The 24,807-nt window shown below is 43.6% G+C and carries 17 protein-coding genes and 1 pseudogene; 5 read left to right on the top strand and 13 right to left on the bottom strand.

Annotated elements, in window-relative coordinates:
- Positions 1-127, top strand: a pseudogene (locus EOD41_RS21110) (PIG-L family deacetylase); the annotation flags it as partial.
- A gap of 255 nt (positions 128-382) precedes the next feature.
- On the opposite strand, the gene EOD41_RS18920 reads toward EOD41_RS21110, so the two are convergent.
- The 5 genes from EOD41_RS18920 to EOD41_RS18900 all read right to left on the bottom strand — a co-directional run bounded on the left by EOD41_RS18920 (position 383) and on the right by EOD41_RS18900 (position 8,130).
- Positions 383-1,822 carry a TolC family protein gene (locus tag EOD41_RS18920; RefSeq protein WP_127707900.1) on the bottom strand — a complete coding sequence of 480 codons (1,440 nt, stop codon included), beginning with the start codon at positions 1,820-1,822 and terminating at the stop codon, positions 383-385.
- 22 nt (positions 1,823-1,844) lie between these two features.
- Positions 1,845-5,003 (bottom strand): efflux RND transporter permease subunit, encoded by a 3,159-nt coding sequence (locus EOD41_RS18915; protein ID WP_127707898.1) that lies wholly within the window; start codon positions 5,001-5,003, stop codon positions 1,845-1,847.
- 78 nt (positions 5,004-5,081) lie between these two features.
- Entirely contained in the window at positions 5,082-6,221 is a 1,140-nt protein-coding gene (locus tag EOD41_RS18910; RefSeq protein WP_127707896.1) for an efflux RND transporter periplasmic adaptor subunit, read from the bottom strand.
- Between the two features lie 84 nt (positions 6,222-6,305).
- Complete coding sequence (locus EOD41_RS18905) at positions 6,306-6,683, bottom strand: hypothetical protein (RefSeq protein ID WP_127707894.1); 378 nt, start codon at positions 6,681-6,683, stop codon at positions 6,306-6,308.
- Positions 6,684-7,308: 625 nt separating this feature from the next.
- Entirely contained in the window at positions 7,309-8,130 is an 822-nt protein-coding gene (locus EOD41_RS18900; RefSeq protein ID WP_164849991.1) for a response regulator transcription factor, read from the bottom strand.
- Between EOD41_RS18900 and EOD41_RS18895 the strand changes: the two genes are divergently transcribed.
- Complete coding sequence (locus EOD41_RS18895) at positions 8,090-10,000, top strand: six-hairpin glycosidase-like protein (protein ID WP_127707890.1); 1,911 nt, start codon at positions 8,090-8,092, stop codon at positions 9,998-10,000. The genes EOD41_RS18900 and EOD41_RS18895 overlap by 41 nt on opposite strands.
- Positions 10,001-10,354: 354 nt before the next feature.
- Here the strand turns inward: EOD41_RS18895 and EOD41_RS18890 are convergent, their stop codons facing one another.
- The 8 genes from EOD41_RS18890 to EOD41_RS18855 all read right to left on the bottom strand — a co-directional run bounded on the left by EOD41_RS18890 (position 10,355) and on the right by EOD41_RS18855 (position 21,288).
- Positions 10,355-10,576, bottom strand: coding sequence for a hypothetical protein (locus EOD41_RS18890; RefSeq protein WP_127707888.1), 222 nt, complete (start codon positions 10,574-10,576; stop codon positions 10,355-10,357).
- Between the two features lie 8 nt (positions 10,577-10,584).
- Positions 10,585-12,015 carry a serine/threonine protein kinase gene (locus EOD41_RS18885; RefSeq protein ID WP_127707886.1) on the bottom strand — a complete coding sequence of 477 codons (1,431 nt, stop codon included), beginning with the start codon at positions 12,013-12,015 and terminating at the stop codon, positions 10,585-10,587.
- Positions 12,008-12,802, bottom strand: coding sequence for an FHA domain-containing protein (locus EOD41_RS18880; protein WP_127707885.1), 795 nt, complete (start codon positions 12,800-12,802; stop codon positions 12,008-12,010). The genes EOD41_RS18885 and EOD41_RS18880 overlap by 8 nt, the downstream gene beginning before the upstream one ends.
- A gap of 59 nt (positions 12,803-12,861) precedes the next feature.
- Positions 12,862-16,935 carry an FtsW/RodA/SpoVE family cell cycle protein gene (locus EOD41_RS18875; protein WP_127707883.1) on the bottom strand — a complete coding sequence of 1,358 codons (4,074 nt, stop codon included), beginning with the start codon at positions 16,933-16,935 and terminating at the stop codon, positions 12,862-12,864.
- Positions 16,922-18,367: a PP2C family protein-serine/threonine phosphatase gene (locus EOD41_RS18870; protein WP_127707881.1), complete on the bottom strand. Its 1,446-nt coding sequence runs from the start codon at positions 18,365-18,367 to the stop codon at positions 16,922-16,924. The genes EOD41_RS18875 and EOD41_RS18870 overlap by 14 nt, the downstream gene beginning before the upstream one ends.
- 92 nt (positions 18,368-18,459) lie before the next feature.
- Complete coding sequence (locus EOD41_RS18865; protein ID WP_127707879.1) at positions 18,460-19,407, bottom strand: hypothetical protein; 948 nt, start codon at positions 19,405-19,407, stop codon at positions 18,460-18,462.
- Positions 19,408-19,482: 75 nt separating this feature from the next.
- Positions 19,483-20,829, bottom strand: a complete 1,347-nt coding sequence (locus EOD41_RS18860) for a serine/threonine protein kinase (RefSeq protein ID WP_127707877.1) — start codon at positions 20,827-20,829, stop codon at positions 19,483-19,485.
- Between the two features lie 180 nt (positions 20,830-21,009).
- Positions 21,010-21,288 (bottom strand): LytR/AlgR family response regulator transcription factor, encoded by a 279-nt coding sequence (locus tag EOD41_RS18855; protein ID WP_205780596.1) that lies wholly within the window; start codon positions 21,286-21,288, stop codon positions 21,010-21,012.
- A gap of 198 nt (positions 21,289-21,486) precedes the next feature.
- Between EOD41_RS18855 and EOD41_RS18850 the strand changes: the two genes are divergently transcribed.
- From EOD41_RS18850 to EOD41_RS18840, 3 genes are all read left to right on the top strand, one after another.
- Positions 21,487-21,663, top strand: a complete 177-nt coding sequence (locus tag EOD41_RS18850) for a TonB-dependent receptor plug domain-containing protein (RefSeq protein ID WP_127707875.1) — start codon at positions 21,487-21,489, stop codon at positions 21,661-21,663.
- 914 nt (positions 21,664-22,577) lie between these two features.
- Positions 22,578-23,180: an RNA polymerase sigma factor gene (locus EOD41_RS18845; RefSeq protein WP_127707872.1), complete on the top strand. Its 603-nt coding sequence runs from the start codon at positions 22,578-22,580 to the stop codon at positions 23,178-23,180.
- Positions 23,181-23,252: 72 nt separating this feature from the next.
- A complete protein-coding gene (locus EOD41_RS18840) occupies positions 23,253-24,485 on the top strand; it encodes a FecR family protein (RefSeq protein ID WP_127707870.1) in 1,233 nt (410 codons plus the stop codon).
- Positions 24,486-24,807 lie beyond the last annotated feature (322 nt).

Below are 24,807 nucleotides of genomic sequence, written 5' to 3'. Positions count from 1 at the left end.
TGATGCGCGGGAGTTTTGGGTACGTGCCGAAGACCGCACCCGCGAAACCGCACGGTTGTATAACGAGCTTGGTTTGGCCGAATATGAAGCCATTGAGGCATTTGTTAAATGGAAATTTGAAGAATAAGTATCTTATATTACAACTTATTTGCCCCTATAGACATATCGCTTGCATCTGCATCAACAACCCTGCGGGCAGTAACCGTCTTTATAACTTACACCAATACAACCGATTGAATGCAATTGGGCGCGCTTTTGCTTAGAGCTGGAGTGTAACATGGGTTCAACATATGACTCAATCTTTTGCAACTTATGATAATCAGAGGGCTCTTTGTATTGGAAGAGCATACCCGCTTATCGGCATAAAAGAAAATCATAATCTTTATCGCCAGCCGCCACCAACTGCCTGATACAGGTTTATAGCGCTCGAAAATATGTTGCGTTTGGTGTTAGCCAAACCCAGTTCGGCATCCAAAACGCTTTGTTGCGCGGTGATTATTTCTAAATAATTTGCCCTGCCAACCAGATACAAGTCATTAGCAACCGATAGCGCGTTGTTTAGTGATTGCAACTCCTGTTGTTTAAGCAAATAAAGCTGGTTGTAATTCTCAATGCCGTTTAACCCGTTACTTACTTCCTGGAAACCTGCCAGTATAGTTTTCTGATAATTATAAAGGGCCACTTTGCTTTCAGCAATTGTACGTTCCAGGTCGGCCTTAAGCATTTTACGGTTGAATATCGGCGCTGTTATGCCGCCTAAAATCCCATAGGTGAACGAGCCCGGATTGAACAGCAGCGCGCTTTTAAACGCGTTATAACCTAAGTACGGCGTAAGTGTGAGTGCAGGTAAGAAGTTTTTGCGCGCGACTCTTATATCGGCGTTCATAGCAGCAAGCTCTAATTCGGCAGCCTGTATGTCGGGGCGGTTAAGCAGGAGTTGGGCAGGTATTCCGGCAGCCAATAATCCCGGCAGTTTAGCTGAGGTGATAGAGGTGTCCCTTTTTACCGGCTTATCAAAGTTCCCCGTAAAAAAATTAAGTTGATTTTCGGTTTCTTTTACCTGTTGTTGGGTTTGATACTCCAAACTTTTGGTTCGTAAAAGTTGCGCCTGAAACTGCTGCACTGCGAGTTCAGTCGCGCGGCCGCCCTGTTTTTGAATTTTCACGATCTCCAGCGCTTTATCCTGCAAGGCTATGTTTTTGCGAATGATCTTTAATTCGGTATCAAGCGCCAGCAGTTGGTAATATAACTGCGCAATTTGTGAAGTAAGCGAGGTAATTACTAACCGATAACCGCTATGACTTGCTAAAAAACGCGCGTATGCCGCCTTTTTGCGGTCGTTTAGTTTGCCCCACAAATCAACTTCCCACGAGCTTTGGAAGCCCAGGAAATAGTTAGGTACCGGGTTAGGTATGCGCTGGTCGCCATTAATGTTCGGCGAAAAATTTGTATCATAATTACCCACCCCGTTCATGGTATAATCGCCATACTTTTCCACCCCCGCATTGGCGGCGGCATTTATCTGCGGCAGCAATTGCGACGCATTATAACGCACATTGGCTTTGGCTATCTCAATGCGCTGCACCGCGGTTAAGATATCCGGGTTGGCGGCAATGGCGGTATCAATCAGGCTTATCAGGTACGGGTCGGTAAAAAAATCCTTTATCGGCAGTCTGGCTATGGATAGGGTATCGGCATTGCCGGTGAAAGTTACAGGCAGTTTTATATTGGCCGATGACGTTGTAGCTTTATAATTTTGACAGCCCGTTATTATACAGGCCACCAGTAAAAATGGTATACAATAATTTGCTTGTTTAAGCATGACAAAATATTAAAAGTTTAAATCAATTATGAATAGGTTCGGCCAGTTCAACATGCTGTACCGCGGGTTTCTTTTTCCTGCGTTCCGAGATACCAGCAAAAATCACATACAGGCCGGGTATTAATATCAGACCGAAAATAGTACCGATAAGCATACCACCTGCCGATGCGGTACCTATTGAACGGTTACCCATGGCACCCGCGCCACTGGCAATACAAAGCGGTATCAAACCGGCTATAAACGCGAGCGATGTCATTAGGATAGGGCGTAACCTTGATACCGCGCCTTCAATAGCTGCTTTAAGTATGGTTGCGCCTTCTTTTTGCCGCTGAATAGCGAATTCTACGATCAGAATAGCGTTCTTTCCCAGCAAACCAATGAGCATTACCAATGCTACTTGCGCATAAATATTGTTCTCCAAGCCGGTAATTTTCAGCATAAAGAATGCGCCGAAAATACCCGTTGGCAACGACAGGATAACCGGTAGCGGTAGCAGGAAACTTTCGTACTGCGCAGCCAGCAGCAGGTACACAAATATCAAACAGATAATAAAAATGTAAATGGCCTGGTTGCCCGATAATATCTGCTCCCGTGTCATGCCCGACCATTCGAACACAAAGCCTTTAGGCAGGCTTTCGTCAGCTACTCGCTGTATGGCGGCAATGGCGTCTCCGCTGCTGTATCCCGGTCCGGCATCACCTGTTATCATGGCCGATGTGTACATGTTATAGCGCGTAAGCTGTTCAGGACCAAAGATTTTTTCCATCCTGATAAAGGTTGAAAAAGGTACCATTTCACCCTTGTTGTTCTTTACCTGCAGGTTCAACACATCCTCAGGTTTTGACCGGAACTCGGGCGAAGCCTGTACCATTACCTTGTACATTTGCCCGAAGCGGATAAAGTTCGAGGTATAGTAACTACCCATTAGTGTTTGCAGGGTCGACATCGCTTTGTCTATAGTGATACCTTTTTGCGCCGCCGTTTGCTGGTCAACGTGTATCATGTATTGCGGAAAATTCGGGTCGAAACTGGTGAATGCTCCGGCAATTTCTGGTGAATTATTAAGCGCAGTTACAAAGTTTTTGCCAACTTCAGCGGCTTTTTGCAAATCGCCTTGTCCCCTACGGTCAAGCATCCTGATCTCAAAACCGCTGGCATTACCAAAGCCCGGCACCGTAGGCGGCGGAAAAAATTGTATAGAAGCGTCATTGATGCTTCGGGTGCTTTTTTCCAGTTCCTTTATCACATCATCAAGACTTTCCTTGCGTTCATCCCATGATTTCAAATTGATCATGGCCATTCCGTACGAAGCGCCGGCTATCTCATTCACCAAGCTGTAGCCTGCAAGCGTTGAAACTGACTCGATGGCGTCTATTGATTCGGTTTTCTTTTGTATCTCATTCAGCACTTGCTCGGTACGCTCAACCGTAGCACCGGCAGGGGTGGTTACGTTAACGTACAGCATGCCCTGGTCTTCTGTAGGAATGAAACCTGTAGGCAGTATGGCGCTAAAACCCCAGGTTAACACAAAGAAGCCTGCCAGCATGATTATGGTAAGCCCTTTACGCGGAGAAAGGTAAATCATCAAACCTGAATATTTTCCTTGCAGTCGGTTGTACTTATCGTTGAACCCGGAGAAGAAACGTTGAATGATATTTTTTTTACGAGGCGAGTGGTTATGCTTCAACATGATGGCGCATAGGGCAGGGGTAAGGGTGAGCGCGTTAATGCCTGATATAACGATGGATATTGCCAGCGTTAACGAGAACTGCCGATAAAATACGCCTACAGGTCCCGACATGAATGCCACCGGCACAAACACCGCCGACATAACCAAGGTAATAGCAACTATTGCCCCACTAATTTCTTTCATGGCGCTTATGGTGGCTTCCAATGGCGGCATGTGGTGTTCGTGCATTTTTACGTGGACGGCTTCAACCACCACAATGGCGTTGTCCACCACTATACCAATGGCCAGCACCAGTGCGAACAGCGTAAGCAGGTTAATACTGAAACCCAGCATCTGCATAAAAAATAGCGAACCTATTAGCGCCACGGGTACGGCCAACGCCGGTATCAGCGTCGACCGGAAATCCTGCAAGAAAATATATACAACGATGAATACCAGTATAAATGCCTCAACCAGTGTGCGTAACACTTCGTGTATCGATGCGTCGAGGAAACGCGAAACGTCGTAGTTGACATTATAAGTCATGCCCGAGGGGAAAGATGTTTCCTTAAGTTCGGCCATGCGGGTTTTTATGTTATGGATAACATCCCGGGCGTTAGAGCCGGGGCGTTGTTTTATCATGATTGATGCCGAGGGACGCCCGTCAGTATTCGATACCATGCTGTACGTTAGTGAGCCAAATTCTACATCGGCAACTTCTTTGAGCTTGAGTACAGCGCCGCCTTCTTCAGCCCGTATAACAATGTTTTCGTATTGCGTCGGCTCAAAAAATTTACCGGGATAACGCAATACATATTGCAGCAGGTTGGGTGATTTATCGCTGCTTTGCCCCGTTTTGCCCGGCGCGGCTTCCACGTTTTGCGCGCGTATGGCTTCAATCACCTCATCGGTTGATACGCGGTAGGCCATCATGCGGTCAGGTTTCAGCCACACACGCATCGAGTATTCTTTGGCGCCCATAATTTCGGCACGACCGACACCCTCAATACGCTTAAGCTCCTGCAGTACGTTTATATCGGTAAAGTTGTAAATAAACTTCTCGTCCATGCTGGTATCCTGGCTCATAACGTTGAGGTACATCAGCATACTGTTCACCTCTTTTTCCGTGGTAACACCTGCCTTAATAACTTCCTCGGGCAATTCGTCAATAATGGTTGAGACCCGGCCCTGTACGCTCACGGCAGCCTGGTCAGGGTCGATACCTACGTTAAAGTAAATTTGTATGACGGTTAAACCATCGTTACTGCAAACAGTGGTCATGTAGGTCATGCCAGGCACACCGTTTATGGCACGTTCAAGTGGCGTAGCAACAGCCTTGGCACACACCTCGGCGTTAGCGCCAGTATAGTTGGCCGTTACGGTAACCGATGGAGGCACAATATCCGGAAACTGGGTAACCGGCAGGGTAATAAGCGCCAGCACGCCCAGCAAAGTGATTATCAAAGAAATAACCAGCGACAGCACAGGCCGCTTAATAAAAGTTTCAAACATATCAGTTTAAAATGGAATGGGTATAACAATAAAACACTGCACCAGCGGTGCAGTTAACAATGGCGAAGCAGCCTGCAATTAATGCATGGCCAGAAGTGTATCCTTAGCCAATAGCTTTGGTTTGATTACCATTCCGTCCCGGGCATTTTGGGTACCCTCAAACAGTATTTTGTCGCCCGCTTTTAAGCCCTCTTTAACTATATAATAGTTTGATATGCGGGTAAGCGGGGTGAAGGCCTGCATGTGCAGCTTATTGTTTTTATCAACTATATACACATAGCTTTTATCCTGTATGTCAAAAACCGACTGCTGAGGTATCATCACCACGGCTTTGGCCTTAGTTGATAGGTATAACTTGCCCGTAGCGCCGTGCCTTAACAAGCCTTGCGGATTGGGAAACCGCGCCCTGAAATTAATTGAACCTGTGGTTTGTTCAATCTCGCCTTCCACGGTTTCGATATCACCTCTTTCTGGAAACTCCAATCCGTCGGCCAAAACCAGACTAACTTTCTGACTGGTTTTATCGGGCGAAGTTTTCATGGTACGCACATAATTCAGATACTCATTTTCCGGGAAGCTGAAATAGGCGTACATCGAACTATTGTCGGATATGCTGGTTAGCAGCGTGCCTTCATCTATCAAGCTGCCGGCTTTAAGCGGAATACGGTCGATAATGCCAGCAAAAGGAGATTTTATATAGGCAAATTCCAGCAAATTTTCGGCACTTTGTACCATGCTGCGTGCTTCGTCAATAGTGGCTTTGGACGCGTTCAGTTTTGAAAGCTCAACATCCAGTTCGGATTTTGAGATAACTTTTTTATCGACCAGCATGCGCACACGGTCTGTTTCCAGTTCAATAGCTTTAGCGTCGGCAATGGCGTTGCTTAGCGCCGCCTTTGCTTTGCTGAGCATAACTTTATACTCGCGGTCATCAATCTTAAATAAAGGCTGACCTTTTTTTACGTATTTACCTTCATCAACATATATTTTTTCAAGAAAGCCTTTTACACGGGCACGTATCTCTACATTTTTAAGGGCCTGTATATCGGCCACATAAGCTTTTTGTAAAACCGTATCGCAGGTTTTAAGCGTTATTACGGGCATTTGCAGAGTATCTGCAGCTTCTTTATCTTCTTTATTGGTGCTTGATGAGCAACCCGTGACAAGCAGGAGTAGGGCACAAGCAGCCACATAGCAAATTGCTTTAAATTTTTCCATTATGAAATGTATTTAAGTTAAGGGGACTTGCGGTTTTACCGCGCTAAGTACATTTGGACAGGACACATGTAGCGTGCGCTTTATTTAAAATGGAGAAAGCCGAAATAGAAAGTTGTAATAAGCAGGTCGGGTAGCCGTGCGTATCTCGTATTTAGTATATAGGTGATGTATATGTTGCGGTATGTAACCGGCTATTGATTCCCACACGGGTAATATAGCGTTGATATCAACCGAGCGGTTAACCAAAAAGCGCATTCTGAAACGGGCCAGGTGTCCTTTCTTTCCTGCTGTTTCAGGGCCGTCATCATAAAATCCGGCATCACCTTTTTCGATATTTTCTCCGCTTTGGGTATGGTTTTCAGCGAAGCTTATTGGTGAGGGTTGGTTTGCACAGGCAATGGTGATCGCTGTTGCAAACCAGCAAAGTATGGAGATGAATATGTGGCTTATTCGTCTATACATAACCTTGATTGCTAAGTTATCAATAAAAAGCATGGTTTGCAATATTTATTGTAACAAAACTGAAATCTTAATGAAATAAATCAGGCAAAAGCCAAATTTTAATTAGTAAGATCAGATTAAAATATTGGGCAAGCAGCCAGGGCGTCCTCGATGTCGCGGTAGGCGCGGGGCGTCGATGCTATACTTTGCAACGATAAACATATACTAACGAAAATTTGGATTCGCGATGATAATGCCGTGCTAAATGAATATTGTGCGGCGTGTCGTTCATTTATCCTCATCAGGAAATAACATTTCCTGCGTTTTGCTAATAACATAAAAAAGGTGCCCCTATTCATAGAAGCACCTTTTTTTAAGGAAGCACCGGCAGTTTATTCATTTTTTGTGTTTACAATATCAAGAACTTCACATCATGAACGACGGGCATCTGATAAAAAATACTTGACGATAAGCACACAGCACCTGACTACTCATTTAAAAAATGGGATTTTATATTAAACCCGGGTTGCACTAATGTTTTTATGGTAGTAGTCACACCTGTTACAAACTAAGAATTTGTTGTTGAGAGAAATATACTGTTAACAATGAGTGTTATCAGGTAAAAAGGCATTTATAGTAAACGACTTTAAGCACCAGGAGAAATCTCTCTTAACGCTCGTATATATTGCAACGGAGATTTACCATATTCCTTTTTAAACGCCCTTGAAAAGTTAGAACTGCTCTGCATGCCAATTCTATTAGCGACTTCATTCATTGAAATATCCTCATGTGTCATTATTTCTACAGATTTCTTTAAGCGTAACGTTCGGATAAATTCACCAATGGAACTATCAGTAACACTTTTAATTTTCCGATATAAGGTAGTACGGCTCATATATAACTTATCGCATATAAAATCAACATCAAGATCAGCGTTGGCAATGTTATCGTTAATTACCCCGGTCAGTTTCTCAAAAAACTGTTTATCAACATCAGATTTGACCAACATTGCAGCATTGGTCAGGTAATCATTCAAAAAACGTGTTCTTAAATTTTCGCGCTGCTCAAATATATTTTTGATGGTCAGCAACAATAATTCATTACTTAGTGGTTTGGAGAAGTAAAAATCTGCACCATAACCCAAACTGTCCACTTTCGATTCAAGTGAATCTTTGGCAGATAAAATGATAAAAGGAATATGTCTGGTCTCAAAATTCTCCTTAACCATTTTACATAATTCAATTCCGTTTATTTTGGGCATCATAACATCGCTTATTATGGCATCAGGAAGTTTTTCAACTGATTGATAATAACCCGTTTCGCCATCTGCAGCTTCATATATTGTATATTGTTTTTCCAATAGTTGCCTAAGAAACAGCCGCAATTCAGTATTATCCTCAACTATCAGAATCCGATGCCTGCCTTCAATGTTATTACTGATTGCTTCTTGTAAATCCGAGTCGGGCATAAGCATTAATGACTTGTCCGGTCAGCAGGTGTCAGGCATCATAAGCTATAATGCAACTCCTGAAAAACAGGTAGAGATCACCAGGGACATTATATTTCCGCAGTTACGGAAATTTACAAGGTCGGATGAGTCGGTTTATCGCGCTTATCTGCGAGAACAGTACAAGGATAATATACTTCCGGTAATCATCTCAGATCAAAGGAAATTTGAGCCAGGTATCCTTGATTCAATTTGTATAAATGGTAAAATCAGTTTTTACTTTGGTGAACGCAACGGCCTGAGGCTGGTAAGAACCTTTTTCCCTTCCATGAAGCAACGGGTTTTTATAGAGAAATGGTCTTTGACAAATACCGGCGACACCGCTAAGAATTTGAGAATAGGTGCAACGGACTTTTTGCAGCATGAAACTGGTTGGAATGGTGAATATCGTAGGAAGATATTTAATAATTCATCCTCATCTGTTAGCATTAGTCCTGGCCAGGAATACCAATTTGCAATATATTATACGGCCACTTTAAACAATGAGTCTTTAACTAACGTATCCTGGCAGGAAACAGAGCACGAGCGTAATAAATTTCTGGATACGATCTCCCGTAATTTGGTATTAAGCACGCCCGACAAAACGATCAATACCTTGTTTTACTTTTCGAAGATACGGGCGGCAGAAAGTATCTTTCTGTCAAAGGAAGGTCTTGTTCATTCGCCAGGTGGAGGCAACTACTATGTTGGAATTTGGGCCAATGATCAGTTAGAGTACAGCGGGCCTTTTTTTTCGTACCTGGGTTATCATAACGGTATGACGGCTGCAATGAACGCCTACCGGATATTTCAAAATAACATTCCTAAGGACAACGGAAAAATATGGGCATCATTTGAAATGAATGTGAACTTTCCGTTTGGCGAATACGACCGTGGAGATGCTGCAATGATTGCATATGGAGCTACGCATTTCCTGCTGGCGTCCGGCGATCAAAAAAAAGCAACAACACTTTGGCCTTTGATTGCCTGGTGCCTGGATTATTGCAAAAAACGTCTTACGCCTGAGGGTATTGTGACTTCAGAAAGTGATGAACTGGAAGGGCGTTTCCCTGCCGGAACTGCTAACCTGTCAACATCGTCGCTTTATTATGGCGCTTTGATACAGGCAGCACGGCTTGCCGGGTCAATGAATATGCCTAAGACGGTTGTAGCTGATTTTGAAGCACGTGCTAAAACGCTGTCAGGAAATATTGAGCGCTATTTTGGTGCCGACATGAACGGATTAAAAACCTACAAATACTATAAGGAAAACACGACGCTGCGCAGTTGGATATGTTTGCCGTTGGTGGTAGGGCTAAACGAGCGAAAAAATGGCAGGTTAGATGCGCTATTTAACTACCTATGGTCTGCAAACGGGGTGCTAACTGAAGGTGGCAAAAAAAACAGTGCGCCGCAGGTATTTTGGGATCGCGGAACATTATATGCGTTTAGAGGAGCTTTCAAAGCAGGCGAAACAAACAAGAGTTTAAACAGGTTGCTATCTTACTCACAAACACGGCTTACTGGTTTTCGTGTTCCTTATGCGGTAGAGGCATGGCCTGAAAACAGCATGGCTCATCTTTCTGCAGAGAGTGCGCTATATTGCCGGATTTTTACCGAAGGGGTGCTCGGTTTAGAGCCAACCGGATTTAATACATTTACACTTGAACCGCATCTGCCCGATAAATGGGATAATGTAGCTATTAAACAGATTAAGTCATTTGGTTCCTCTTTTGATATTAAGGTAGCCCGGGTAAAGGATAAGACAAGGATCACCGTTGTTCAGGAAGGTAAACTCCTGTTGAATAAAGTCGTAAATGCCGGCGAAAAAGTGCAGGTATCCCTACACTAATATTATTCAAAATTTAAGTCTATACCTTAACAGGCTCGTATGTACTGATGTATAGAAATTTTCGCAGATCGACTAACAAAAGGTTCGAGTTTAGTCCTGTCCCGCTAGACAAGTAATCCTTTTAACTTTCTGAAGTCATCGAATTCTATCTTACCTATTACGAATGACTTTGTTGCCTTTGCGATAAAAATCCCTGTTCCTTGATTTGTTTCAATATATACGTTCAGTCGGCTATACAGTCATCGAATCTGCATGCTGGATCAGAACGAAAATTTGGTGCGAAGCCTCTTTGCCGACCAGCTCGACTGTCGGGTAACCATACTGGGCATGGATATCCTTTGCCGCCTGCAATCCTCAAATGAAGACAGCCTTCTCTAAGGAGTCCTGGCGTTTCAGACTGTCTTCCGGCATCCCACGTTTGCTCATAGCTTGAGCGGTAAACTGAAAGGACTTTTCTTCATTGAACAGGCTGCCGATCTTTTTGGCGAGTGCCGGATTTTGCTGCGCATAGGCAGCATGCTCTATCGTCATTAACGGTATCAGATAAATGTATTTTTTATGTATAGCGATTGCCATCGCATAGTTTAAAATATCCCCAGGAACTTTTTCTTCTTCTTTTTTTTCTTCTGCGGCCTGTGTGAGATTTTTTTTGAAGATTTTAAGCTGGATTTATTAGCAAGTAACCGTTTTGCATTGGCAATACTGTCCCGTTGGGCGTTTAATACGCTATCGTGATTATATCGCTTAATAAAAATGAAAGGAGAACGGTAGGGTTTTGCTATTGTGGCTGTAGTCGCGGTTGAATTGTCAGCCGTTTTATTTTTTGATAAAAACGAATATAGAAAAAGTGCCATAAATAAGGCTGCAACACCGACAAGCCCTATGAAACCTCGCTTAGGCAGATGCACCATGTTTCTGTCGCGCTCGTAAATCCCGCGGCTTTCGTCGTATTTTAAACCTGCTTTACCGGCAATCAAGTTAATGGAAGCTAACTGCTTCTCACTTCCCGCACTAGTCTGCTGCCATAACCTCAACTGTTCCTGTAGCCTTTTATTTTCAGTTTCAAGGGTAAATGTATTTAATGAGGCTGTTTGCCCGGCTGAAGTGGCCATACTGCCATGGATTATATTGTCGTGTAGTTCCTTCCCGTCAGCAAACCTATTTTCCGGGTCTTTTTCTAGGCATTTCTGCAGCATAGCTGTAAACCAGGCCGGAACCTGCATTTCCATGGTTTTCTTTTCAACGCTCCAGTCATCCGGCAAATTAGCTTTGCGTAGTTGCAGTGGTTCCGGAATTTCGCCTTCCATGTGCATAAGCATCACCGTATTGCGACCGGTGTCGGCATTGCCGCCGGGTAAAGGAAAAGGCACTTGACCGGTAAGCAGTTCATATAAGACGATGCCATAGCTGTAGATATCCGTTTGCAGCAGCATTTTACCTTCATGTTGCTCGGGGGCCATAAATTCAATGGCGCCGGCGTGGCGTATACTGCTGCGGCGCTGCTCTTCACTCATTATGGCGAGCCCAAAGTCGAGCAGCACATAATTGCCGGTATGGATGTTATACTTTACATTATTGCTTTTAATATCGCCATGTTTTACACCAACCTTATGGCAGTGGGCAAGGGCACAGGCCAGCTGCTCTGCAACCTTAATAAGTTCTTTGAGCGTGAATATCTTATCGTGCGGTGGTTGCAATAATTCACCCAAGTCAGGTCCTTCTATATATTCCATCTCTATAAAAGGGAAGGAACCGCTTTCGGTAATGCCCGAGCTGAGTATTTTTACAACGTTAGGATTAGGATGTTCATTAACCTTTTGCAATTTGGTTACTTCGTTTTGGAAGTTACGGTAGTTCTTATCACTTTCGTCTTCGGTATAAATTGGAGTGGGGATCAGCTTCACCGCTGAGTAAATTGCCCCGGTACGCCTGCCTTTATACACCGAACCTTGACCACCAGTGCGCAGCGCGCCGAGATTTTCAAGCCCTTCTGTTATCGTAAATACTTTACTCATTAGTTAGTGGTTGATAACTGAATTCTAACACCACAGATTCGCCTAAAATTACCTGATCGCCTTCCTGTAGTTCATGCCCTATGTGGGTGGAATGCAGCTTTGTGATATTCTCGCTCGCCTCCGACCGTACTTTTACTTTATTACGAGGTGGTATGCCGCCTTCATCAGCAAATATCATAAAACGGCCAGCATCATTGTTCCACTCTATATGTGCATGTTGGCGGCTGATAAATTTGTTGCCGTCATTTTTACTCTCGGACGGAAAGGCGATATGGTTGGTACGAAAGTAACCTTCGTCCGACTGCGCTTTTTTGTCGCGGCCTATGTTCACTTTACCGCCTTCGGATGACAAGATGTATTCGGCTTCCAGCGTTTCGCCGCTTAAGGCACGCACGTAAGCCGTAGCTTTCTGTCTTATAAAATGCTTGCCGGTCTTTACAAATAAAGCGGCATCAATAGCAATAGCCTGAATAGCCGCTGCCGGAACCTCGCCGTCAAACATTACATCTAACGACCAGCTGGCAGGTAATTCAACTGCGTAATCATCTGCTACCCGCTGTATTTCGTCTTTTAACTTGTCAGCATCATCAGCATAAACGGCAGCCTCATAAACGTGCCTGTCGGCTGCACCGGGGTTTAAATACAGACAAAGCCCTTTAATATTGGCGCCTTCACCTCCTTCCACTTTCTGTAGCTCCTGCTTAATAAATTGAAGCAGGGCATGGCGTACTCCCTTTACATCAACCGGACGTTCGTCAGCGTCGTTTCTAAATAATTTAAATATCATGTTATACCAGTACTGATCTTGACAAATGTTGTGCCCGAATAACCAATTTAACCTTGCCGTTATTCTTTTGTTTGCGGCGTAATACTCTTAATATATCCCTTTTTTTGCAAAAAAGGGATAACGTGCTTCCCGGCGAGTTTCACCGCGTCAGAAGAACCCTTTGTCGATTCAATACGTATGCAAACCACTACATGATCATTGCCTCTGGCCACGGGTGCAAAAAACACGTACCAGCCATCGTTTATCTGCTGTCTTTTCCAGATACGCTCAGGCGTACCGGTTTTACCGGCTACAGCAATCCCTAATGTATGAGTTTTCGATGCACTCTGTTCTACCATGTAACGACGGACCAGATCGGCATATTTAGCGTGATTAACAAGTTTTGTACTCGGGTTAACAGGCGCCAGCGAATCACTTACCTTTAAAACATAACGATTGCTTACCAGCGTCCCGTGATTGGCTACGCCGGATACCAGTCTTGCCACCGCTGCAGGAGTGGCTATTAGTTCTCCCTGGCCCCAAGCCATGCCTGAAATGCCCTTAGCACGAGTGAGTCTTATATTGTTCGGATTGTAGCGCGGTTTAGTATTAAATTCAGTTTTACGCCACAACTGGCGCCATTTGTCTTCCTGCGCAGCATTTTCCGCAGGCTTATTGTAATAATAACCTCCAACACCATGCAAAAACATCCCGGTTTTAAGGTACAGGTCGCCCATTTGCTCCTGCAATTGTTCCTCATTAGCCAGTTTAATGAAGTAAACGTTATTTGACTTTACTAAACCGCGCTCTAAATTAATCACTCCGGTTTCATCCGGCTCAAGTCCTTTGGTGCGAATGCGCTCCCAAGAACTAACCGTGAATTTTTTATTAGCTGCTGCCAGCCCAAGCTTATTGAATGCTGCCAGCGAAGTAAGTACTTTGGCGGTTGAACCGGGTTGTGTAAAGTGAGTAAAGCCCAGGTCGGACGTGGTTGTCCATTGCGATAACTGATTTTGCTCGGCCGTGCTCATGGTAAGCTTCTCCCAGTCGTGCACTGGCGGCAACGGATAAACGGCAGAGGTGAGCACATCCCCGTTTCCGGCTTGCATAATGACCACAGATACCCGGTTGTTATTCAGTGATGTATCCGCGGCCATAGACCGTTGTATACTGGTTTGCAGGCCGGCATCCATCGTTAATTTAACATCCCGGTTACGGTTTTTAAAAGCCTCCACCTCCGGGCCGTTAATACCGGCAATTAAAAGTGGTGCAAGCGCTTTGTAGTCTTTTTTTACCACCGTCATTTCTTTTACGCCGCGTGCTAAAAACCTATTTTCGGTAAATCGTTTGGCAATGGCGGTAAAGCTGGTTGTGGGTAATTCAAACCCCCGCAATTCTGCAGCGTGTTCGTATTCAGCAAAGTAGCCATTCACACTGCCATTAAATACGCCGGTATTGGCATCGCCCGTCCAAAAAAACATTTGGTCGTCAAACGGGTAGTATCGGCTCAGCCTTTTGTGCACTGCCGAATCAAGATTGTAATTGACAATACCTGCGCCGGCCAGTTTAAAACGCTGACGCTTCACCGTATCCGGATTACTGGTTGCCAGCAAAATGCCGTTACGGTCATATAGCGATCCGGCTTTCAGCCTGTTCATCAGTATGGCGATACGCGGATTATAGCTAAACATCCGCGCCCCGCTGCGATCGGCTACAAGTGACGGCTGCACCACCCATTTTTCATTATTTAACAGATACCGGGATACGTTTACACTTAACAGTACAATAGCCATACAGGCCGCCATAAGTGCAGGCACAAGATTCTTGTCCTGCTGTTTAGAAATATAAGTCATTTGCACCGGGGTGCCCCGAACCATAGATGCTGAAAGTAAAAAACCGGATGCCAGTAAATTGGCTACCAGGGACGACCCGCCGTAGCTTTGGAATGGCAAGGATACGCCTGATAAGGGCAGCGCACCGGTAGAGCCGCCCGCTATAAGCAGGAACTGCACAAAGGTTGATATGCCGATACCCGCGCAAAGGTAAAACAGGAATGGGGTGCCCGTTCGCCGGCCGATGATGATAGACCGGTGCAGGTAAAGCAGAAACAATACGAAGATTGCTACAATTCCTGTCCAGCCAAACTCTTCACCCATAGAGGGAAGTATCATATCTGTATGTGCTTCAGGAATGGTTTTGGCAAAACCTTCGCCAACACCCTGCCCCGTAACGCCACCGCCAGACATGGCCCAAAGGCCGTTGGCTACCTGGTCGCCGCCGTATACTTCGTTATTCCAGGCATCTTGCCAAATAGCTTTACGGTCTACAAGGCGCTGTACCGGGCCAGGGAAAAGCTTACCTAAATAGGGTATCTGGTCGATAGTTAAAAACGCAGCCATGATCACCAGCACCATAATGGCCGATTCGCTGAGCTGTTTACGCTGGAAAAGCATAAGCAGTGCCACCGCTCCTAAGGTAGCCCCCGCCGCCAGCCAAACATTGCTGAATACCCATGATGTAAGCACATAGAGCAATACGGAAATGGCCATAAACATAAAATCGCCGCGCGAGAAAGAAAACAAGGTTATAAAAGTAAAGCAAACCACCATAGCCGGCCCAAGATCGCCTAAAAGCAAAAACAGCAGCAGGGTTACCAGTATGGCTATTAAAGCGAACGAAAAGAACGACCAGCGTTTATGCCAGCTGGTATACTCGCTGATAAGCTTTTCGTTTATGGCGAAAAATCCTGCCAGGAAAAATATGATGAGGTATTTGACTATCTCGCTGGGCTGAAAGCCAAACAGGTTCACTTTAACGCCGCTCCCTTCTGGGCCTGTACCAAATTTAATGGTTAGCGCCAGTAATAATACGGCTAAAGCTACCCATGGCCACCCGTTTGCTGCCGAACGAATATCTTTAAACAGCAGCATCCTGTACACCCACGAGTCGGTGTTAAATCGGCGCAGCTTTAACATCAGCATAACCAACATGGCGCCCATACCTATGCCTAGGTAAACCAACGAATCTTTAGCCAGGAAACGGTCGCGCAACGGGTCTTGCACACTAAGTAACGTTAAAAATGACAAGCCTGTAAGCAACATCACTACCGGCAAAATCAACTGGTCGGCAGTGCCGAATCTCCACGACAGTATAATATGGATCAGCACAAATACACCTAAAAAGCTTCCCGCAATTATTAAAAACCACCGGTTAAACTCCTGCGGTGTACGGATGATAAGCGACCGCTCCTTTTTCAGGATGTTGAAATCGCGGGTAGAAAAAAGCTTGATTGTATGCGGCGCCTGCTGAAAGGTGAAGGACACATCTTCGTCAAGGCTTTGCACGCCCTGCGAGGTGCCGAACTGGTAGCCGGGTTGCAGAGGCAAAACTTTAAACGCTTTATTATCAGGCAGGTTTTTGAATGTGAAATTTCCGTCCTCGTCAGTTCGGGCGTAGGCTGTCAGTTCCTGCAAGTGGCGTATGCCGGCGCTGTCGGGCAGGTAGATGGTGGTTACGCCGTTGGCTGTTTTAGTGATGCTTTTAATATTTTCTACCGGTTCATCATTAAATATACTGTCCTGCGGTAATATTAGTTCAAGGCGGATAAGTACCCCTGGTACCGGTATTTCTTTGTTAAGTATAGTGCCAGCAATACTATGTCGACCCATTTGCAGGTCGTTAACCGACGGCAGGGCCGGTGGACTTTTCCGCTCCTGCACAAAGCGCAACGAGTCGTCGCCGGTGTAGCCCAGCAGCGACCGCGAAGCGGTTACACGGGCTTTGAACGATTTGCCGCCTTTTTCAAAGGCTTCGTCTGCATCTATGTAATATTTACGCTTGTTCAGTTCACCAACGTTGTCAATTTTAACGTCGGGCGTAATGGCATTGGCTACAGTAGCTTCAATCAGGTCGATGTCTCGCTTGTCATCAAAATAATAACCTTTTTCAAGCAGGTGACGAATGGTTATTGCCGGGTTTTTATCATTCAGGTTAATCATCGTGCCATCTTTCAGGCGATTATCCACATCGGCAAACCTCAATTGCAGTACCGTATAAAGCCTGTAAAAGAACAGCGACAGTATAATGGCCACCAAAAGTACAAACACGCGTTCGGTGCTCCGGCGAATAACCGGTACAGCTTTATCTTGCTCCATTTCCTATTTTGCGATTTATGGCTGAAGATTCAATGGATGTATTCAAAATAGGCAAACTGGCGGTGACGTTTACCTTCCCGCCAAACTGGTAGGCATTGTTTACCGGCACCGCACAGTTAACAAACCGTACGTTTTTCAAAAAAAGCGCAGTATTATTAAGATAAATAGCCACCGGAAAATCATTGAACTGCAAACTGTCTAACACCGTTATTTTGGCATGTGGCGATATTGCCAGCGCCGGGCCGTGGTAGGTGGTGTCGCGCTGTATAATGAGATTTCCCTTTACTTTAACAAACAGGCTATCATTATGGATGTGCAGGGTATCGGTAATTAGCACCGGGCTTTTAAATACCGTGTCAGACAGAATGAGCGTATCACCGGTTGCATTGTCAAAAGCATCCTGTAACAATTGCTCCTCCTCTTTACGGGGTGGCTTTTTTGTAGTGACTTTTTGCGTTTCTGAAGGTATAGCTTTTTGCCATTGCAGGTACAACCATATGGAGGAACCAAGAAACGCCAGGCAAAATATGCCTAACAGCGCAGTGAAGCCGTTACTCTTCTTTGCAGGAACAACCAGTGGCGGTTCAGCGGCTACCGTTCTTCCAAGTGCGGATGGGACGTCTTTATCTATTACGTTACTTTTTTTTTGTGAACCAACTGGAATGGTTACCGTCGGTGTTTGGCGCTCTTTATTGTTGTGCACCAATACCACGGTAATATTATCGCTGCCGCCATTGTTATTAGCAGCATTTATCAGCGCTGTCGCTTTTTGCTCCAGCGTGTTATTTTGGGTAATCAGTCCGGTTATCTCTTCCTTTTCAACCATGTCTGTCAGCCCATCGCTGCATAGCAACAGCATATCACCGGGTAAAAAGGGCGATTGCCCTGTTTCTATGTAACTGTCATCGTCATCTATCTGGTTGCTAAATCCCAGGGCTTTATTTATCTCGTTGCGTTTGGGGTGTTTCATGGCGGCGGTCTCGGTCAAGCGGCCAGAGTCTTCAAGGAAACCAACAAAAGAGTGGTCTTTTGATATTTTTACAAGAGAGCCATCCCGCAGCAGGTAGAGGCGTGTATCACCCACATGCGCATAATAAAACTGGTTGTTGTTTACGTCTGCTATCACAAGGGTGGCCACGCAGGCCATTTTATTATGGTCTTTGTCTTTTTGCCTTTTTTGATAGATTTTGCCGCTCGCCTGCTTAAAGGCATCTATCATCAGGGGGATAATGTCGCCTTGGATTTTACTTAACTTTTGAGTGATCTCCTCGCGTGCAATTGCCGCAGCTATGTCGCCGCCATGATAACCGCCTACGCCATCAATAACACAAGCCAATAGGTAGTTTCCTGTAATCGGATGGGCAATAAATGTATCTTCATTATTGTCCCGGATTTTACCAGTATCTGTTAGTCCGAAAAAGTTTTCAGCCATTTTGTTTGCCGGAGTTTTTAATGTCGATAAAATGAGTTGCCAGCAAACAAATTACAAGCGCCAGCAGGGCTATAGATAACGCGTGTGACATACTATGATTTAAAAAGGTTAACACCAATTATTCCGTTCAGCAGTAATCTTGAATTAACAGGCAGCTCCACCCATTCAGGATTATTGATGCCACTGGGTTTCACCGCACCCTCGTTTAAAGTAGTAATTTCGCCAAATGAAGCCAAGTAAAACTTGCCATCGGCTTTGTTGTATTTTATTTGCAGGTGCGGCGAGTTTACCCATTCGGACGGTATGACAAAAATATTTGGTTCTTCGCGTGTTTCATCACTGCCCGATATAATAATGTCGTCGTCCTTCATCAAATACTCTACCTTTTTGCCGGCAAACTGCTTATCGGGTATAATTGTCTCCAAACGAGCCAGCGTAGTAGCCGGGGCGTTCTTTTGGTCGATGTATTCCAGCTCTTCTTCGTAGGGTATTTCCATATAGCCTTCGCTGTAGTAGGTAAATCCTTTCAATACATCATTATTCACATCAAAAGTTTGGGCTATACCCGTTTGCCGCGGAATGAATGTTACGCGAAGGTTCTCTGCTTTTTGATCATTATTATCAGGCAACAACTTGCCGATAAAGCCTTTGTCACCGCGCACATAATCGGGATGAGACACGAGCCTGAATACCCATTTGGAACCTGACGGCTCAACCGTTTTGCCCAGCGCACGCTGTTCTTTCAATATCTCATAAAACTTCTTAACGGTTTCCTGTACAATCAAGCCAAAAATGCCCTGCTTGTTTTCCACAAATTCGCGGTAGTCTTCGGCGTTGAAACTGATGATAAATTCGTGATAAAAAACCACGCGCTGCCCAAAAGAAAGTTCCTTAATGGAATCTTTGAATTTTTCAATTATGTAGCTGTAAACCGTATCGGGCGTAAGCGGCGGCGTCTTACCGTTGATACCAGAGGTTTCATTGGTCAAAAACCAATCTTGTATACCCAGGCGCTGCCAGAAGTTCGACTTTGTTTCCATTAATTATTTCAGCTATGTTTTACTGAACACTTTACCGCAACAGATGTTTGGACGGCTGTTTATTTGCATTATTATTTAAGGCTCCGGTGCCACGGTCGTGTCTGGCGCCAGGTCTTCGAGGCTATCCGTTACGGCGGGGGTGTCAGTTTCGGGTTTTACTATAACGCTGTCCTGTTGAGCGGTATCACGTGTTACCGGCGGTTTGTAGTAGGTAGCCGGGTTCGGTGCGCTGTCAACCACAGTGGTATCGGCGCTGTTTTGGATAGAATCCGTATTACCTACATGGATTTTGGCCGACCTATCTTTAAAAAATGCCAGGTACCCAGATAAAAGCATGAAAATTATCATGAGCACCATTATCCCGTTGAATGCAGTCTTCGATACCAAAATTTTCGACTTATCAATATCTTCACCAATTTGAGAAAGTTGCGGTTGTTGCGCAAGCGCTTGTTGCAAGCGTTCATTCTCGGTTTGCAAAGCAGCTATTTCCGGGCCGGGGGAATAGCCGGTAACCGACGAAATACTGCCTGCTACAACGGCTTCATGTAATGCTATACCGTTGGCATACCTGTCCTCCGGCTTTTTCTGAAGGCATTTGGCAATCAGGTTAATCAGCCAGGCAGGTACCTGCATTTCCTGGTCTTTCTTTTCCTTATTCCAGGTTTTGGGCATGTTGGTTCTACGCAGTTCCAGCACATCGGGCAACGCATCTTCCATGTGGCATAGCATAACCATATTCCGCCCGGTATCGCTGTTGCCGGTTAACGGGTAAGGAACCTGGCCACCAAGTAATTCAAATAGTACCACACCGTAGCTGTACACGTCGGTCTGCATCAGCATCTTACCTTCGTTTTGTTCGGGCGCCATAAATTCAACGGCTCCCGCGTGGCGTATGCTGGTACGGCGCTGCTCTTCGGTCATAATCGCTAAGCCAAAATCCAGCAATATATAGTTGCCGGTATGGATGTTGTACTTTACGTTATCGCTTTTTATATCCCCATGTTTAACGCCAACCTTATGGCAGTGGGCAAGCGCGCATGCCAGTTGGTCGGCAACTTTTACCAATTCCTTAAGTATGAATATTTTGTCGTGAGGATGAGTGAGCAGTTCACCAAGGTCGGGACCCTCTATAAATTCCATCTCAATAAAGGGAAATGAACCGCTTTCAGTAATACCCGAGCTAAGTATTTTTACCACGTTAGGACTGGGATCTTCATTAACTTTTTTCAGCTTGGCTACCTCGTTTTGGAAATTGCGGTAATTTCTATCCTCCAGGTCTTCGGTGTGTAGGGGGGTGGGTATGAGTTTAACAGCTGTGTAAATGGTGCCGGTGCGTTTGCCCTTGTATACTGAACCTTGTCCGCCTGTGCGTAATGCCCCTAAATTTTCAAGTCCCTCAACTATTGTAAATACTTTACTCATACTGGGTAATGTACATTAAAACAACGATTTTGTTGAGTGTAAAAGAAATTTTATATCCATTAACAGGACTTTGGCCTGGTACCATAAATCATTGTATCGAATGCAACGCAAATTTACTAACCGATACCAACAACCTTTGCGAAATAGCTGGTTTTTTCGGATGGTCGGCCTAGGACCATATCACTTACTTAAAATTTTTCTGGTTACAAATTCATTAAAGAAGTGATCCCTGTAAACATTGCCGATCGGTATCTCGTTTTCCCCTATGTAAACAGTATTGTTATCTACAGAATCTATGTTGTTTACATTGATGATGTAAGATTTGCTGACCCTTACAAAAAAGCTCTTTGGAAGCAGGTCATGAATAGTTTTAATATTCATCAGCGTGATCACTTTTTGAGTTACTAAATAAATGATCACATAATCTTTTAAGCCTTCAATATAAAGTATATCACTCACCGCTGAAAAACAAGTTAAACACGAAAAAAGCCGCTAAATCGCATGATTTAGCGGCTTTTTTGTTCTTTATACTACACAAAACATGCAAAAAACACAATACGAAAGTGCGTCATTCGTGTAGTCACCAAACAAACCGGCGCAGCCGTCAAAGTACAACTGAGAGGCTAAAGTAGTTTGTCAGATGTATAAAGCGAGCCTATGTTTGTAATTGACGGGGTGCCTTTTGTAAACTCAATGGCGGGTAACGTTGTACTGACCGGTTTGGATACTATTTCTGCCTTAAGCTTTATAAATTCTAAGGATATTGAGTCAATTGATCTATTGAAAGATGCGGATGCTACCGTTATTATGGCAGCCGTGGTGCGAATGGCGTAATCCTAATAACTAAAAAATGGGAAAGCTGATGCAACGATTATCAATGGCAGCTTTACGACAGGTCTTTCTAGCGTTGGAAAGCGCCAATTTGATGAATACACAGTAATATCTTAAGATAAAGAGAGAGGCTATAGGAATGCAGGTATGCCAATACCAAGCCCAGCTAACGCCGATTTTGCAAAAGATCTCGGTAATTTTGACCTGATTGTGTGGGATTCAAACAGGTACACCGATTGGTATAAATATTTTTGTATTGCTATCGATTTATTTAATGGCAACTATTAATAAGATTTGTTCATCTAATTGATTGCGAATATTTAGCTCACTTTTGATACCGAATTAACTGATCTGCTCAGGCGGATGATGGTGCTGCGCTTAGGGACATTGCTGCTCCTTTGAGATTACTGCCAGTTAAAACATGTATCAGGAGGAGGTATGTATTTTTTTAGTATCAAAAAGTATAACTTATTTATCAAATCATCTATTGCTGCTATTTATATGCCCCTCTATTTTTGAAATAAAAAGGCTACACTGTATGCTTTTAACCGGACATCAAAATTCAGGTAAGATATAGGGGATCGTGCCAAGTGAAATTCTTTAACTCAATTATTTTAAGTAGGGATTAATTTAGTTGAACAAGCTATAATTATAGCGTGCCATCTTTAATAATAGTTTTTCAAAATGACGTTAATGCGATGATCAGATTTGTGCCATTGTATCAAAATAGATAAACACTATTGCCATTTGGTAAAATAGCTTTTGATTAGCCTTACTTATGTTTGGCATATATGCCCTAAGCCAAAATGCGCTTTGTACCTTTTAGCTTATATCAGTTGAATATCTATATACTGTTTTTAAATACATCTTGTCATATATGAGAGTTATTGCTGTTTTCTACAAACCTAAAAATACCTATGGGTCCATCTGAGGCTGATACTGATGTAGAAATGACCGCCTTACTAAAAAGCGGAAATGTTTTGGCCTTTACCCGGCTTTACCATAAATACAGCCTGAGGATTTATGCCAATGTATTAAAAATGGTGAAAGATGATCAGGTTGCTGAAGAAATTACTCAAGTATTATTCGCACGTATATGGCAGAAGCGCGAAAGTATAACATACGAACGTGATTTCGACTCATACCTCTACCGGGCCGGCGCTAACTTGGTTTGCGATTTTTATCGAAAAATGGAGCGTGACAGGAATATGTCAGCCCATTTTAAATTGAAAATAACAGAACAATACTCGCACATTGAAGAGAATATATATTACCGTGAAAGCGAAACGCTTTTAGAAGAGGCCTTAGCCAAGCTTAGTCCACAACAAAGGCTGGTTTACCAGTTGTGCAAGCTGGATGGGTGCAGTTACAAGGAAACTGCCGAAAAATTAGGCATTTCCACTCACACAGTAAAAGAATACTTGAGCAAGGCAAAAAACCTGGTTAGATTATACATGACTAAAAACATGGAAATTGTTACATTAATAGGTTACATTTTTTATATTGCCTTGTTTTATTGAATATTCAATGAAACATTAGTCCCCCCAAGTATTTTTAAATAGCGTCTTTAGTATTTAATCATAGTGTTTTTAATGGATCACAGCGAAATATCACTGTTATTTAAAAAATTGGTTAATAATCAGTGTACTAAAGAAGAGGCGGACCAGTTAATGGATTTGTTAACGCAAAAGCAATACGAGGAAGTATTTCAGCAATTGATTGAAGAGCAGTTAAAAAGGCCTGAGCCGGATACTGTTGAGATACAAAATACAAGATATTCACTTAATTTAAGACTCAAGGAAATTTTAAAAGATGATACGGCCGAAATAAAGGTAATAGAGCCTAAGTTTAGGACGTACAGATTTTTACGTACAGCAGCTGTTATTATTTCGTGTCTGTCAATAAGCGTTTATTTTATAACAAGGAATATTTCGCATGAAAAAATTGTCAATAAAGACAATGAAATATCTTTTGGAAGCAATAAGGCTTTTTTAACACTAAGTAATGGTAAAAAAATAAACCTAGAAGATGTAGCTAATGGCAATATTGTTACCCAATCAGATTTGTTGATTAAAAAAAATAGTGATGGGTTAATGGTGTGCCAACCCAATCCTACAGCCAAAAACCACGGAAATAGTACACAGACATTCAATACCATAACAACTCCTGATGGCGGGCAATATCAGATCATACTGGCTGACGGGTCAAAAGTGTGGTTAAACGCGGCATCATCTATAAAATTTCCTTCGCATTTTGCACCGGAAGAACGTTTGGTTGAGCTGAGTGGTGAAGCCTATTTTGAAATTGTGAAAGTAACAAATAGCCATGACAGCAAGGCAGCGCGAAAAAAACAACCTTTTGTTGTTTTAAGCAAGCGGCAAAAAATTGAAGTGTTAGGTACACGGTTCAATGTAAATGATTATGCCGAAGAAAACGGAGTTAAAACCACGTTGTTGCATGGCAGTGTTAAAGTCGAAGCTTTTGACAACGGCGGACGGCAAAAAGTATCCCAAACTAAAATACTTTTACCCGGTCAACAGGCCGAATTATCAGCTGTAAAATTTACTATCAGCACAGCTGATACCGCATCGGCTGTTGCGTGGAAAGAAGGTTATTTTCAGTTTGATAACGAGAATATTTACGTAGTGATGCGGAAAATATCCCGCTGGTATAACGTACAAGTAGAATATAAGGGTAACATGCAAGGCAAGATGTTTTCCGGTACCATTTCTAAATATTCACATGTATCTGATGTTTTAAAGATGCTTCAGTTAACCGGAACTGTCTCATTCACAATAAAGGACCGCAAGATAATCGTATCTTAACTCTGCATTTTTTTCGGTCTGCTCCCCCCGTTATATTTTGAAGTACGTCTTTACTGTAACCATTTATAACGTAACCTACCCGTTCACAAAAATTATGGCATTAAACCATATCCTGACAGATAAATATGTTTTGCAAATAATTTGATCGGGGGCCTAAGTAACGAAAGGAGAAGCATATGCAGTAAAAAACTACAAGTCTAAAGGAAACAAACCAGGAGTGGTTACGACACCCCCGGTTTATGTTGGCCTATCGAAATCATTCCCGTTAAAGAACAAATTCATTTTATAAACCTAACTCAAATGTATAAAACTTATACGGCAT

This window comes from Mucilaginibacter limnophilus (assembly GCF_004005815.1).
GTDB lineage: Bacteria > Bacteroidota > Bacteroidia > Sphingobacteriales > Sphingobacteriaceae > Mucilaginibacter > Mucilaginibacter limnophilus.
This window is presented reverse-complemented; position numbering and strand designations above follow the sequence as displayed.